This is a genomic window from Algoriphagus sediminis, assembly GCF_030403435.1.
GTDB classification, from domain to species: Bacteria; Bacteroidota; Bacteroidia; order Cytophagales; family Cyclobacteriaceae; genus Algoriphagus; species Algoriphagus sediminis.
In genome coordinates this window covers 346,287-360,888 of record NZ_JAUEPH010000004.1, presented here as the reverse complement: position 1 = coordinate 360,888, position 14,602 = coordinate 346,287, and the positions used below count along the sequence as shown (strand labels likewise).

At 41.0% G+C, this 14,602-nt stretch carries 12 protein-coding genes; 6 read left to right on the top strand and 6 right to left on the bottom strand.

Going from position 1 to position 14,602, the window contains the following annotated elements; all coding sequences use genetic code 11:
* The first annotated feature begins 71 nt into the window (after positions 1-71).
* From QVH07_RS10895 to QVH07_RS10875, 5 genes are all read left to right on the top strand, one after another.
* On the top strand, positions 72-1,211 hold the full coding sequence (locus QVH07_RS10895) for a DegT/DnrJ/EryC1/StrS family aminotransferase (RefSeq protein WP_290000327.1): 1,140 nt from the start codon (positions 72-74) through the stop codon (positions 1,209-1,211).
* A complete protein-coding gene (locus QVH07_RS10890) occupies positions 1,212-1,865 on the top strand; it encodes a sugar transferase (protein ID WP_290000326.1) in 654 nt (217 codons plus the stop codon).
* Positions 1,866-2,009: 144 nt separating this feature from the next.
* Positions 2,010-3,920, top strand: coding sequence for a polysaccharide biosynthesis protein (locus tag QVH07_RS10885; protein ID WP_290000325.1), 1,911 nt, complete (start codon positions 2,010-2,012; stop codon positions 3,918-3,920).
* Positions 3,921-3,996: 76 nt separating this feature from the next.
* On the top strand, positions 3,997-5,592 hold the full coding sequence (locus QVH07_RS10880) for an NAD(P)/FAD-dependent oxidoreductase (RefSeq protein ID WP_290000324.1): 1,596 nt from the start codon (positions 3,997-3,999) through the stop codon (positions 5,590-5,592).
* Between the two features lie 53 nt (positions 5,593-5,645).
* Positions 5,646-7,004, top strand: coding sequence for an exonuclease domain-containing protein (locus tag QVH07_RS10875; protein WP_290000322.1), 1,359 nt, complete (start codon positions 5,646-5,648; stop codon positions 7,002-7,004).
* On the opposite strand, the gene QVH07_RS10870 is transcribed toward QVH07_RS10875, so the two are convergent.
* A complete protein-coding gene (locus QVH07_RS10870; RefSeq protein ID WP_290000320.1) occupies positions 6,997-7,548 on the bottom strand; it encodes a GNAT family N-acetyltransferase in 552 nt (183 codons plus the stop codon). The two genes, QVH07_RS10875 and QVH07_RS10870, sit on opposite strands and share 8 nt — an antisense overlap.
* Positions 7,545-8,669, bottom strand: coding sequence for a pyridoxal phosphate-dependent aminotransferase (locus QVH07_RS10865; protein ID WP_290000319.1), 1,125 nt, complete (start codon positions 8,667-8,669; stop codon positions 7,545-7,547). The genes QVH07_RS10870 and QVH07_RS10865 overlap by 4 nt, the downstream gene beginning before the upstream one ends.
* A gap of 195 nt (positions 8,670-8,864) precedes the next feature.
* Here QVH07_RS10865 and QVH07_RS10860 point away from each other — a divergent pair, with 195 nt between their 5' ends.
* Positions 8,865-9,659, top strand: a complete 795-nt coding sequence (locus QVH07_RS10860) for a hypothetical protein (protein WP_290000318.1) — start codon at positions 8,865-8,867, stop codon at positions 9,657-9,659.
* Between the two features lie 29 nt (positions 9,660-9,688).
* On the opposite strand, the gene QVH07_RS10855 is transcribed toward QVH07_RS10860, so the two are convergent.
* From QVH07_RS10855 to QVH07_RS10840, 4 genes are read right to left on the bottom strand one after another with little or no spacing between them, the layout of a single operon-like run.
* Positions 9,689-10,870, bottom strand: coding sequence for an MFS transporter (locus QVH07_RS10855; RefSeq protein WP_290000317.1), 1,182 nt, complete (start codon positions 10,868-10,870; stop codon positions 9,689-9,691).
* Positions 10,867-11,889, bottom strand: a complete 1,023-nt coding sequence (gene mgrA, locus QVH07_RS10850; protein ID WP_290000316.1) for an L-glyceraldehyde 3-phosphate reductase — start codon at positions 11,887-11,889, stop codon at positions 10,867-10,869. Before mgrA ends, QVH07_RS10855 begins: the two co-directional genes overlap by 4 nt.
* Positions 11,890-11,902: 13 nt before the next feature.
* Entirely contained in the window at positions 11,903-13,237 is a 1,335-nt protein-coding gene (locus QVH07_RS10845; protein WP_290000314.1) for a YfcC family protein, read from the bottom strand.
* Between the two features lie 21 nt (positions 13,238-13,258).
* On the bottom strand, positions 13,259-14,590 hold the full coding sequence (locus QVH07_RS10840; RefSeq protein ID WP_290000312.1) for a flavin-containing monooxygenase: 1,332 nt from the start codon (positions 14,588-14,590) through the stop codon (positions 13,259-13,261).
* Positions 14,591-14,602 lie beyond the last annotated feature (12 nt).

Sequence of the window (14,602 nt, the reverse complement as noted above, 5' to 3'; positions counted from 1 at the left end):
AGTTTATGGTTTGGTTTTTGTAAAACTCTAGATTAAATTTAAACAGGTTCTGCCTACACCCAGTAATAAGAATGACATTTAAAACACCACTTTCTTTCCCTGTTTTTGAAGGAAATGAACAAAGATATTCTTCTAAGGCGATTCAGTCCGGGCATTTGGCGACGCATGGAGAATTCATTGGGATGTTTGAGTCAGCTCTTTCTCGAAGACTAGGTACCCACGAGGCTGTTGCGCTTAATTCTGGAACTTCTGCTTTGCATCTTGCTCTTGTCCTTTTAGGAGTGGGGCCTGGTGATGAGGTTATTTGCCAATCCTTTACCTTTTGCGCCTCTGCAAATCCGATTGTTTACCTGGGAGCCACTCCTGTTTTTGTAGATAGTGAAAGAGACACTTGGAATATGTCTCCGGAACTTCTAGAAGACGCTATTCTTGATCGGATCAATGAGGGTAAAAAACCCAAAGCCATTATTGCTGTGCATCTTTTTGGCATGCCTGCCAAAATGAATCAGATCATGGAAATTTCTCAGCGTTACGATATTCCTGTAATAGAGGATGCAGCTGAGGCAATTGGATCAACCCTTGATGGGAAGCAGTGTGGTACTTTTGGAACTATAGGGATTTTCTCCTTCAACGGAAATAAAATAATGACTACCGGAGGAGGGGGAGCTCTTATTTCGAGTGATACCCGACTTTTGCAAAAGGCTCGTTACTTATCCGCTCAGGCAAGGGAAGACCTACCTTATTATCAGCACCTTGAAATAGGTTATAATTACCGAATGAATAATATGGCTGCGGCTATAGGGCTTGCCCAGTTGGAGCTTTTGGATCAATTTATCGAACGGAGGAGGGATGTTAACAAAAGATATCGGGAGCTATTGGGTAATATGCCCGGAATTTTCTTTTTGGATGAGAAAGATGGAGTTTTTTCTAATCATTGGCTAACGACCATAACGATCGATCCTGACTTGTCCCATACCAATAATGACAAACTTCGAATACTTCTATTGAAGAAGGATATTGAATCTCGTTTTTTATGGAAACCTCTTCATCTTCAACCGGTATTTAGAAATATGCCTTTCTTTGGAGGTGATGTAGCCCAAAGTTTATTTCAAACAGGGCTTTGTCTACCCAGTTCGGTAAACTTATCTTTGGACAATCAAAGGGAAATAGTGGGCTTGATGAAAGTCAACCTCAGTAATACCATTTCATAAGTGTTTTACAGAAGTTTTCTAAAGAGAGTAATTGATGTTTTTTTAGCTTTAGCTATGCTGATTTTGTTCAGCCCGATATTTCTGATTCTTACTATTTTTCTTTCAGTTTATCATCTTGGGAATCCCTTCTTTTCTCAAAGTCGGCCAGGACTGAATGGTAAAAACTTTTTGATTCTGAAATTCAAAACCATGAAGGATACTATTGGTCCAAATGGAGAATTGTTACCAGACTCTGAACGCCTTACCAAAGTTGGAAAGTGGGTGAGGAAAACTTCACTGGATGAAATGCCTCAGTTGTTGAATGTGATAAAAGGAGATATGAGTTTGGTAGGACCAAGGCCATTACTGGAAGAATACCTGGAACTCTACACAGATGAGCAGGCAAGGAGACATGAGGTGAAACCTGGAGTTTCAGGTTGGGCACAGATCAATGGAAGAAATGCCATCTCATGGGATAAGAAATTTGACTTAGATGTCTGGTATGTAGATAATTATGGATTTTTTCTGGATTGGAAGATTTTGTTTATCACCCTGTTTAATGTTTTGCTGGGTAAAGGAATCACCCAAAAAGGTCATGTGACCGTGGGAAAGTTTAAGGGGAACTCAGAAAGAGGGTCTCTTACGAGGTCTTCCTTATCCACGATTGAATCATAAGAAAAGTTCAATAATTATTATAAAAGTTGCAACTTTTAGACGGTTGTTTGTAGATTCTTCAAAAGTTACTTACTTTGTTCGGTAATTTGAATTCAATTAATTCTAGAAATTGAATTTTTGACATTCAATTAATGAAGTAAAAAAATGACTTTTTTAACCCGGCTCAAGATCCTTCCTAGATGGATCATCGCTTCCTTAGATGCATTAATATTTTTCTATTGTGCCATCTTCGGATATCTCGTTCGATTTAACTTTGACCTTGCTGTAATTGAACAGAATGACGCTTTTGTAGGAAGTTTGACTTTCACTGTAGGAGCATTATTGGTTATGCAGAATACCCGAAGCTATGAGGGTATAGTAAGGCATACGGGCTTTAGAGATGGTGCCAATATTTTTAAGACGGTGGTTATCACCTTTGGCCTTTTTCTTTTCCTTAATTTCTTTTCTGGTAATTTTCTGAATGACAGATTTTTACTCCCAACATCTGTTCTGATTATTGCGAGTTTGTCCTCTCTTTTTGTTCTTATTTTCTACAGACTTCTGGTAAAAGAATTGTTCCAATATGTAAAGAATGGAATCGCTGAAAATGAGGTGAAAAATGGTGTGATTTTCGGTGCAGGTGAAGCAGGAATTATTGCTCAGGAGGCAATTAAGAGCGATAGGGAGTCTGGTTTCAATACCGTTGCTTTTCTTGATGATGACATCAAAAAAGAAGGGAAAAACATTGACGGAAAGAGAATTTACAGAGGAATAGAAAAGCTGGAACACCTTGTAAAAACTCGAGGAGTTACTGAGCTTATTATTGCAATTCGAGACCTTTCGGTTGAAAGGAAAAATGAGATTACCGATGAATGTCTAAAATTGAATGTTCGGGTTTCAATTATTCCACCGGTGAACCAGTGGATTAATGGAGACCTAACTGCTAGGGCAATTCGTGAGGTGAAAATCGAAGATTTGCTTAGTAGGGAGCAAATTGTTTTGGACAACCCAAGAATACAAGAAGATATACAGGGTCGTGTAGTGTTGGTTTCTGGAGCAGCTGGGTCTATTGGAAGTGAGCTTTGTAGACAGATATGCCATTACAAGCCAAAACTTTTAGTGCTATTGGATATTGCTGAGTCAGCATTGTACGATGTGGAACAGGAATTTAAAGAGAGTAAAATTTCTTGTCCTATCCAGATTGTATTGGGTGATGTAAGGAATAAGCGAAAAATCAAAGAGGTGTTCCGTAGGTACAAGCCACAGATTGTATTCCACGCTGCTGCATACAAGCATGTGCCTATGATGGAGAATTATCCTGAAGAAGCTATTCATGCGAATATAATAGGCACTAAGAATCTAGCTGATCTTTCAGTGCTGAGTCAGGTAGATAAATTTGTTTTTGTATCCACGGACAAAGCTGTAAACCCGACAAATGTAATGGGGGCAAGTAAGCGTGCAGCTGAGATGTATGTTCAGGCTCTTAATGAATACCTCGAAACGAATCACAAGAAATATCATACGAAATTTATCACTACCCGATTTGGTAATGTCTTAGGATCGAACGGATCAGTGATCCCTCTTTTCAAGAAACAAATAATGAATGGAGGTCCTATTTCTGTGACTCATCCAGAAATTACTCGCTATTTTATGACCATTCCTGAAGCCTGTCAGCTTGTCCTTGAGGCCGGAGTAATGGGTGAAGGCGGAGAGATTTATATTTTCGACATGGGTGAGCCGATTAAGATCCTTGATTTGGCTAAGAAAATGATCCAGCTGTCTGGTAAAAAAGTGGATGAAGATATCAGGATTGTATTTACCGGCTTAAGGGAAGGTGAGAAGTTATATGAAGAGCTCCTGAATGATTTTGAAACGGTAAAAATTACCCACCATCCCAAGATTAAAATAGCCCAGGTTTTACCTTCTGCTTATCATAAGATTGATGGTCAGATTGATTTATTTATGGATTTGGTAAACCAAAATTCAGAAAATGAACTAGTGGGGCATTTGAAGACCATAGTTCCCGAATTCATTTCAAACTCTTCCAGATTCGAGGTGCTTGACAGGATGAATTAATTCTTAAATGAAACTTATTTGGCTGCCTTTTGGCAGCTTTTTTTTTGCCTGAGGCAATGCGTAATTTTGTCGATCAATGAAAAAGAAGATCAATTTACAACTTCCACCGGAGGAGGCCTTTGATGAGGCAAGATTTGAAAAGGTTGCTTTAAGGAAGGCCGGAATAAATGACTTTTCTAATTCATTTATAAGGCAGACCAGAAGGTCTATTGACGCCAGAAGTAAGCAGATCAAAGTAAATATCGAAGCTGAAATCTTCGTAAATGAAGTCCCAGGCTCCTTGGTTCAGAAAGAACTTAACCTTCAGAATGTTTCCACAAAAGACCCAGTCTTGATAGTTGGTGCTGGGCCGGCAGGCCTTTTCGCTGCCCTCAGAATTATAGAACTGGGCTATAAACCTATCATTTTTGAGAGGGGGAAAGATGTACGATCCCGTCGTAGGGATCTTGCTGCCATAAATAAAGATCACGTGGTGAATCCCGAATCCAATTATTGCTTTGGTGAGGGAGGGGCAGGCACCTATTCTGACGGGAAACTTTACACCCGATCCAAAAAAAGGGGGAACATCCGAAGAGTTATGGAAACTTTGGTGATCCATGGGGCTACTGAAGAAATCTTGGTGGATGCTCACCCGCACATTGGTACCAATAAACTGCCAAAACTAGTAGCGAATCTCCGAGAGAGTATCTTGGAGGCTGGTGGTCAAATACTATTTGATACGAGAGTGGATGATTTGGTTCTAGAGGATAATGAAATCAAAGGCGTTAAGAAGCAGGATGGAGAAGTTGTTAAAGGTCTCGGAGTAATATTGGCTACAGGCCATTCGGCAAGAGATATTTTTAAACTGTTAGCTGATCGCAAAGTGCTTATTGAGGCAAAGCCGTTCGCTTTGGGTGTACGAATCGAGCATAGCCAGCAATTGATAGATCAAATTCAGTATCACTGTAAAATAGATCGAGGCCAATATCTTCCCCCATCAGCCTACTCTTTGGTCCATCAGAGTCATTTTAAGGGTGTGCAGCGGGGTGTATTTAGCTTTTGTATGTGTCCGGGTGGATTCATAGTTCCATCGGCTACGAGTCCGGGAGAGCTTGTGGTGAATGGAATGAGTCCAAGTCGAAGAGATGGAAAGTTTGCAAATTCGGGAATAGTGGTTGCAGTGGAGCTTGAAGATATTCCTGGCTATCATAAATTCGGTCCACTGTCAGCCATGCATTTTCAAGCAGATGTGGAAAGAAAAGCATGGGAGCATGGAGGGAAAAGTCAAACTGCTCCTGCCCAGAGAATGGTCGATTTTGTGAACAGAAAACAAAGTCAATCTCTTTTGAAAACCAGCTATCAACCTGGTTTAGAGTCTGCTGATATGCATACGGTTTTGCCTCCCTTTATTTCTAATAGGTTAGCCGATGGATTTCAAGCATTCGGGAAAAAGAAAAAGGGTTACTTTACTAATGATGCTCAACTAATTGGTGTTGAAAGTAGAACATCCTCTCCAGTTAGAATTCCCAGAGATAGGGAAACATTCGAGCACCTAATTGTAAAGCGACTTTACCCTTGTGGCGAAGGGGCTGGTTATGCAGGAGGGATAGTATCAGCGGCGATGGATGGTGAGCGCTGTGCCGAGCATTTGTTGGCCAAATATGCCAGAATAGATGTAGAACAGGTACTCTAAGACATTCCACGTCGAAAATGCTTCTTCTGACAGCATAATCACTAAATTCATTCATGCTTTTTGCAGTTGTAGATATTGAAACCACTGGTGGTTCAGCCAGGATGGAAGGGATCACTGAGGTAGCAGTGGTGGTTCATGATGGTGAACAAATTTTGGAGACTTTTGAGACCTTGGTGAATCCTCAAACAGGAATTCCTACTTACATCACCGGCCTCACCGGGATAGACAACCAAATGGTCCGAAATGCCCCAACCTTTGAGGAGATAGCCGAAGATTTATTCGATGTTTTGAAGGATAAGATTTTTGTGGCTCACAATGTGAATTTCGATTACAATTTTCTTAGGGAATCCTTTAATCGGGCTGGAATTACTTTCTCTGCTCAAAAACTATGTACAGTCAGACTGGGGCGAAAGATTTTTCCCGGGTACAGATCATACAGTCTTGGAAGGCTTTGCGAAAGCAGAGGAATCAAAATAGAGGCAAGGCACCGCGCGATGGGTGATGCCAAAGCCACTGCCATTCTCTTTGGGCAGATGATGCGTGAGAATGAGGAAATTATTTTCAAATCTCTCAGGAGAAATACAGGAGAGGCCTTTTTGCCACCTAATTTTCCAAAGGCTAAATTTGATAAAATACCGCAGGAATGTGGGGTCTACTACATGCTAAATGAAAAGGGGAAGGTGATTTATGTAGGTAAGGCGATCAATATTCGAGAGAGATTTAAGAGTCATTTTTCAGGTAACTTATTACCAAAAATTAAAGATTCCCTGAAATCAGAAATAGTGGATTTAAAGTGGGAATTGACGGGGACAGAGTTTTTTGCCTTGCTGTTCGAAACTTTGGAGATAAAACGGCTTTGGCCGAAATACAATTCGGCTCTAAAAAGACCTAAAAGACTCTGGGGACTCTTTCAGTTTGAGGATGGAAATGGGTATCAAAGATTCCAGATCGCTCCTGTGAGAAAAGGCATTCTGCCTTTAGAGACATTCTTTAGTCATGATGAAGCACTGGAATTTACTCGAGGAATTATTTCCAAATTTGAATTATGTGAGAAGCTATGTGGACTCAGAAAGGTTAACTGTAAGAAAATGACGGATTCGATATGTGGTGGAGCCTGCACAGGAGAAATAAAACCTGAGAATTATAACCAAAGGGTAGCCGCCATGCTTTCAAGTTTGGCAGAAACAAAAGGTGAAATTTCCATTGAATTAGAAGCACCAGAGGATTTTGAATCTGTTGAATGTGTGTTTGAAAATGGAATTCTTAGCAAATACATTTTCAGAAGCGACGAAAAACCAGAAGACAATAGGTTAGAATGGACAGTGGTTCCTAGAATTCCTGAGACATTTTATATTCTTAGAAGGTTCATTCATACGCTGAGGCCTGAGAGTATAAAGGTTTTGGCTAATTGATTTTTGACCAATCCTGCGGTAAAAAGCTGTAGAAAATCGTATCACGACGCCTTCCGTGATGCAAAAGCGTATGGCTTCTAAGAACCCCATCTTCAACAGCTCCTAACTTGCGAAGTGCCTTTCTTGCAGGAATATTCAAAACGTCCGTTTTAAACTCTACACGTTTGAGTGCCAAAGTCTCAAAGGCATAGCGGAGCATTAATTTCTTAACTCTGGGATTGATCCCTTTTCCGTGAAACTGTTTACCAAACCAAGTCCATCCGATTTCAACCCGCTCATCTCTTTTCGAATAATTTCCGAAGCCGGAAGAGCCAAAAAATTCCCCCGTATTCTTATCAGTGACAATCAGTTGCAATCTTTTTCCCAGAAAATGATCTTCAGCCCAGGGTTTAAAACTTTCAATTTTTGATAAATCGTGGGTGAAATAATCCCAAAGATCAGAATCACTACAAAGCTTATGAAGCTTTGGAAAGTCCTCTTTCTGGAGGGGTCTAAGGAAAAGACCCCCATCCTCGAGGGTCAAATCCAAAGGAAAATCCATCATCCCAGAACTTCCTTCAAGGCTTGGTTGAACATGGCTGTTTCTTCTAAAGTGCCCGTTGAAATTCTGCACCAGTCATTGAGCGGAGGAAAGGGTCTGCCGATTCTTACACCTTTGGCGAGCATTTGCTCATTAAGCTTCGTGATATCTCTACCCGAATGGAAGAAGACAAAGTTTGTATTTGAGGGCAAGTACTCCAGGTTCATTTCATCCAGGGTATCCGTGATCATCTTACGTGCTTTCACGGTCTGATCCAATGAAAATTTATAAAACTCATCGTCTTTCAAAGCTGCCTTACCGGCTTCAATTGCCATGATATTCGTGTTGGCTACCACGCGCTCTGAAAGTTTTTTGGCGATCTCTGGTTTCGCAATCAAGTACCCCAGTCGAATTCCAGCAAGTCCATAGACTTTGGAGAAGGTTCGCGAAACGATCACATCATACCCCTCTTTTACCAATTGTACCATGGAAGGATAGTTTGGTTCGCTGATATAATCATAATATGCCTCATCGCTGAAAACCACCGTTTTCTGGCTCACAGTTTTACAGAAATCCTTCACCTTATCCGCTGGCAAAAGCTTTCCCGTTGGGTTATTTGGGTTACATAAGAAGACCAAGTTGGTTTCAAAGCTTACCCGCTTTTCGATTTCTTCAAGATCAAAATCATGATCTTTGTTCAAGGGAACCCAGTTGATTTCGGTGTCCCAAAGCTCTGCGTAATTCATCATAGCCAGAAAAGTGGGAGCGCAGCTGATGATTTCACCTCCTCGACCAAAGGTGAGTCCAGTTACCTTCAAGCCTTCCGTGGATCCTGCAACCATCACAATATGATCTGCAGGAACCCCTTCTTTCTTGGATATCATCTCCACCAATTCCTCATTATACTTCCAGGGATATCTACAGCCAAGATCAAAGTGAGAACTCATGGCCTCTCTCATGGATTCAGAAGGACCGAAGGGGTTTTCATTGGAACTTAGTTGAATTACATCCTCAAGCGGGCGTGGATTAAACTTTCTTCTTTCTTCTGCACTCAGACTGGTTATTACTCCTTGAGAGGCTAAGGCTGCTAGACCTCCACCTAGAGTTGCTTTTTTTAGCCAAGTCCTTCTTGATAATCCTTCCATAATTATTCTCTTTTCTTGTGAATGTAATAAATCTGAGGTAGTGATATTAATTTTTTTTTATGATTGGATAAATAAAATTGTATTTAATGAAATTTTGAATTCATCCGCTCATGACAAAATATATCCTATTATAATTCAATAAAACCGAATTTAATTTTTAAATTAAAGCAAACCCTTAATGCAAACCACAGAACTATGAAAAAAATTTTTGCAATTATTATTTGTGCTCTGCTCTGGGTCAGCAGTAGCTATGCACAAGATGACACTAAGTACATGGTGTTCGAGTTTATCAAGGTCGAAAATGATATGATTTTTGACTACATCGAGTATAAAGACCTCATGGAAAAGGTTTATCGCCAGGCTTTAAATGATGGAAAGATCAGTGGATGGGACTTTTGGTCTCTTCAATCTGGTGCAGATGAAGGAGATTTCCAGCATATTATGGTAACCCATTACGATGATCCTGTGAATATGATGAATGGCCTCGATACAGAAGCCATGATTAAATACACGAAAATCGCATACCCTCACCTTACGGATGTTCAGATTGGTAAAATGTTTCAGGATGAACTTGAAATGCGGGATATGCCCATGAGATTATACATGCGTGAAATCGTAAGCACGGATGATGACTTTGTGATGAAACCCGGAGTCCTTGCCTCTTTTGATTTGATGAAGGCAAGAGAAGGGCAGTTTGATGCTTATGAAAGAGCAGAAATGGAGATTTTTCGTCCCATCCATCAGAATCGGATCGAACAAGGGGTCATGGGGCATTGGTCCTTTTTAAGAACAGCTTTGCCGCAAGGCTCTCAAGCCAAGTCCACCCATTTAACTCTGAATATGTATAAGGATTACATGCAGTTTTTTAATGGGCAGGCTTATGAAGATATGAATCAGGACGATGCCCAAAGAGCAGCAGTGAACGAAGGGTTGAACTCTAGGGACCAAAAGTGGGTTTACCTAGCAACACTAGAAAACGTGGTACGATAGTCCGGTTCAGAAATCGTACATCAGAGGTCTCATTTGAGGCCTCTTTTTTTTGTGCCAAAATTCAGACTGAGAAAGCCAACCAGTGGCCCTATGGCTAAAAGGCTCATGGCTGCAATTATCCCGATTTTTTCAATTTGACTTTCTAAAATAAATAAGCTGATTACAGTAATTCCAAAACCTAGAGAGTTTACCATGGTGAGAGCTGTACCCTTATACTCTTGAGGGACACTTTGAGCTACCAAAGTGGAAAGCTGGGGTGAATCCGCAGTGACCGAAATTCCCCAGAAAATCAGTAGAAAAATCCAAATAATTGGGGTAGTTGTGGGGATCACCAAAAGTAAAATACAAGATAGCCCTGACCCAAAAAGCGCTAACGAAGCCACAAACTTACTTGTAGTTGATCTCGCTAAATATCCTCCTGCCACACATGAAAGCCCACCTGAGGCAACCACACAAAACGCCAATAATAGTGGAGAAATGTTAGTGCCGGATTCCTGATTTAAATAGGTGATCAAAAGGGGAGCAAAAGCCCAAAAGGTATAAAGCTCCCACATATGCCCAAAGTAACCAAATGCCGCTTTTCGTAAACTAGGTATTTTGAAAAGTTTTGGAATCAACCTTAGGTCAAAATTAGGCATGGGTTTACGAAAAGGTCCATCAGGAACGAAAAACCCTAGAATTATTCCACCTGTGACTGCTAGAAACGAGGTACTGAAAAAGATTACCGTCCACGAAATTTCTAAGGCAAGGCCACCGAGCAAATAGGGAAAAGCAGTACCCATAACAAGTGCACCAACCAAAAGACCCAAAGCTACTCCTAAGCCTTTATCAAAATAATCTGATGCTATTTTCATTCCTACCGGATAAATCCCTGCTAAGAAAAACCCAACAGAAAATCTTGAGAAGTAAAGAACTTCCAGATTAGGTTCCAGAAAATTGGGGATAATATTAGCAAAGGCCGTCAAAAGAGAACTAGCCAGGAATACACTGGATGGAGAAAACCTGTCTGGCACAGAGAAAATGGCGAAAATCAAACTCCCCGAAATAAACCCAATCTGTACCAAAGAAGTCAGTGTGCTAGTCAGGTTATCCATCCCCAGAATATGCTCAAATTGGGGAATGGCTGCATTTCCCGCGAACCATACTGAGGTCCCCAGAAATTGTGCAAGTACAATCAGGATAAGCGCCCGCCTTTGGGAAATAGCTTTCATTTATCAGCCAAAATACTCTCGATCTTGTCTAATTCTTCCTTCGTGAAAGTTGTATTTTCAATGGCTGCAACATTGTCCTGGATCTGAGCAGGTCTGGAAACACCAATTAGAACCGAGGTAATCCGCTCATCTTTTAAAAGCCAGCTAATTGCCATCTGAGCGAGGGTTTGTCCTCTAGAAATAGCCAAATCATTGAGTTTTCGGATTACGGAAAGTTTGTCCTCAGAAATCTGTTCGACCGTTAGATATCGACCATCTTTTGCTGCGCGCGAATCTTTCGGTATACCCTTTAAATATTTATCGGTTAAAAGTCCTTGTTCAAGAGGAGAGAAGGCGATGCTTCCGACACCATTGGATCCCAAAATATCCATTAATCCATTTTCTACCCATCTATCAAACATGCTATACCTAGGCTGATGGATAAGCATGGGCGTACCCAGATCATTCAAAATATCAATGGCTCTTTGGGTGTCCTCTGCAGAATATTGAGAAATTCCAACATACAGAGCTTTGCCCTGTCTAACCATAAGGTCCAGAGTCTGCATAGTTTCTTCTAATGGGGTTTCTGGATCAGGCCTGTGATGATAAAAAATATCTACATAATCCAGCGCCATGCGCTTGAGGCTTTGGTCTAGGCTTGCTACAAGGTACTTTTTTGATCCCCAGTTTCCATATGGTCCGGGCCACATATCCCAGCCGGCTTTAGAAGAAATCACCAGCTCATCCCGGTAGGGTAAAAAGTCCTTTTTAAACATTCTCCCGAAGTTTTCTTCAGCTGAGCCATATGGTGGGCCATAATTATTTGCCAGATCAAAATGGCAAATCCCAAGATCAAATGCTGTTCTCAGAATTTCCCTTCCTTTCGTGAAATCTGCATTGTTACCGAAGTTGTGCCAAAGGCCAAGACTCAATTCCGGTAATCTTAAACCACTATTTCCACACCTCCGGTACTTCATCTTGTCATACCTGTCTTCGGATGCTACATAAGTCTTTAGGGGGGAAGAATCGTTTATTTTCATTTCCGTAAGTTTTTTAGAAAGAATAAATTGAAAGAATAGAGGCCATCAGGCCCAAAGCCATAATAATCAATATTGGTTTCCAAATGTACCTCAGCCAATAATTATAGCTAATACCGGCTGCCGCAATGACTGCCATCATGCCGCCATTGGTCGGTGAAAATACATCCACAAGTCCCGCACCATATTGATAAGTAAATACTGCCACCTGTCGGGAGAGACCTAGAAGATCGGTGAGAGGACCCGCCAGGGGAATAGTAAGCAAGGCCTGGCCAGATGTACTTGGAACAGGGAAATGAATTAGTGAATTGCTTATAAACATCCCTGTCACTGCTAGTGGTGTAGGCAGCGATTCCAGGGGTTGAAATAATCCATAAATAATAGTATCAATAATTAAGGAATCCTGGAGAATTAAGTACACGCTTCTGGCAAGCCCGACTATTACCCCTGCAAAAATCATTTCTCCAAAGCCTTCAGCAAAGGTTTTCGCCGTGCCATTAGGTCCAAGTTTTCCTACTAGACCTGCAGCAATTCCTACTGCAAAAAAGCATGCGGACATTTCATTAAAGCCCCAATCCTGAATGACTATTCCCCAGCCCATTGCCCCAATTCCTCCAAGTGTCAAAAGAAGAATAATTTTGTGTCGTAGGCTAAGGGGAGTATTGGATAATATTTCCGTCTCATCATTTGTAGCTCCCTTTAATTTTCCAGCTCGGACATGATAGGTAGTCCAGATCAGAATGGCCAAGGCCAAAAAGGCTAGGCGGTAAATGAATCCCTCAGAAGGATCAAGTTCAGCTGTATTTAATGCCAAAAGAGAACCAAAAGGGTTCATGGGTGAGAAGCTACCTCCAATCAATGAGGAACCCAACACAATGGCTACTACGCTTCTTAAATCATAATTAATTCTTTGTCCAAAAATCACAAGGACTGGTGCCAAAGCAATAATCTCTTCCTGCATGGCAAAAGTCGCCCCGCAAAGAGCAAAGAATATGGAGAGAAGGTAAAAGAGAAGAGATTTAGCTTTACCAAAAGAAGAGATTAAAGCTGTCAAACCTGCCTCCAAAGCTCCTGTTTTTTCGATGACGTAAAAGGAACTACCCAAAAGCAATATTAGTACAATGATATCTGCTCCTTCAATAAAGCCTTCTGGCACAGCAAGGAAGATATCATAAACGCTGGCATTCCTGTCTTCAATCTCATGGTAGCTTCCCGGTACCACCACAGCTCTTCCGGTTTGTTCATCCAGCACCCGATCAAATTCACCCGAAGGAATAATCAGTGTTGCAAGAGCGGATATCACTACAAAGGAGAGTAGGATAATAATAGGGTGAGGAAAGCTTAGCTTCATAATTGAGGGTTGAGATTAAATCTATGAAGAAACTAGCTTTGATTTCCGCTTTGATTTAGAAACATATTCTTTTGGTAGTTGCTTTTTCAGGGCTTTGATAAACAAATGATAATCGACGGTTATGGTATGTCTTGGAGTATTGACTTGTTTGAAATGAGGGTTTTTTACTTCCTTTTCACAAAGCTCCTGGATGTTTTCCGGTCTTTTCCATTCACCGCTCAGGTTTCTAGCCATAATTTTACTTTGGAGCTCTGCTCCGGGCCAGATACATCCCAATGGCTGGAACATCCCTATAAAAAATAGGTTGGGGTATTTTTCATGAAACATTTTTAAATAAAGGGGTACAGGGCCCTTGCTGTAATCAATGAATTCCGGATCAAAAAACGGATGGCTTAACCAGTAACCCGTGCAAGCTACAATTGCATCATAATCTTCCTCTTTTCCATCTTCAAAAATGACTTTTTTACCATCAAAGCGTTCAATATCCATCCGTGGTTTAACTTTCCCATGTCTGATTTTGTGCAGAAGTTCATCATTGATCGTGGGGTGAGTAGCACCAAATGGTTCAGTTACCGGCCTGAGCCCATAGGCTTCATTATCACCAATCATGATTTTTAATAAAATCTGATTCAGCCACATGCGGACTTCCACTGGAAGCCATTTGGTTCGTTCAGCCACTTTATCTGATGGTTTTCCAAAAAAGAACTTTGGAACTATTCTATATCCTCTTCTCCAACTGATGGCTGTTTTTTTACTGACCCTGGAAGTTTCCACCGCTACGTCGCAAGCTGAATTCCCTCCACCGATAACCAGCACTTTTTTATCCTTAAAAGGAGCTGCTTTCTTAAAGTGGTGGGAATGGATAAACTCACCAGTGAACTCCCCCGGATAATCCGGATATCTAGGTTTCCAATGATGCCCATTGCATACTGCCAGATCTGTAAAAATTTCCTTTTCCTCGATTCCGTCTTTTTCTATAGTAATTTCCCAGGTTTGATCATCTATCCACTTACAGGATTTGACCATGGTTTCGAATCGAATGAAAGGGTAAAGGTCGAATTTTTTGGCATAAGCCTGGAAATATCGTCTTAATTCATCGTGTGAGGGATAATCAGAAGTTTCCGGATCAAATTCATCGAAGGTGAAATCTTCGTATTGGGAAAGGGTCTTAGACGAAATTATGTGGGTGGTTTCAAATACGCTGGAGTGACTTTCTGACTCAGAATAAATCCAGTTTCCACCTACATCCGAATTCCTGTCAAAAGCGACAGCTTCAATTCCTTTGTCCAATAAATTTTTTAAAGCAGTAATCCCAGAGGGTCCTGCACCTATAATAGCAACTTTTCGATTCATTAATTTTTACCT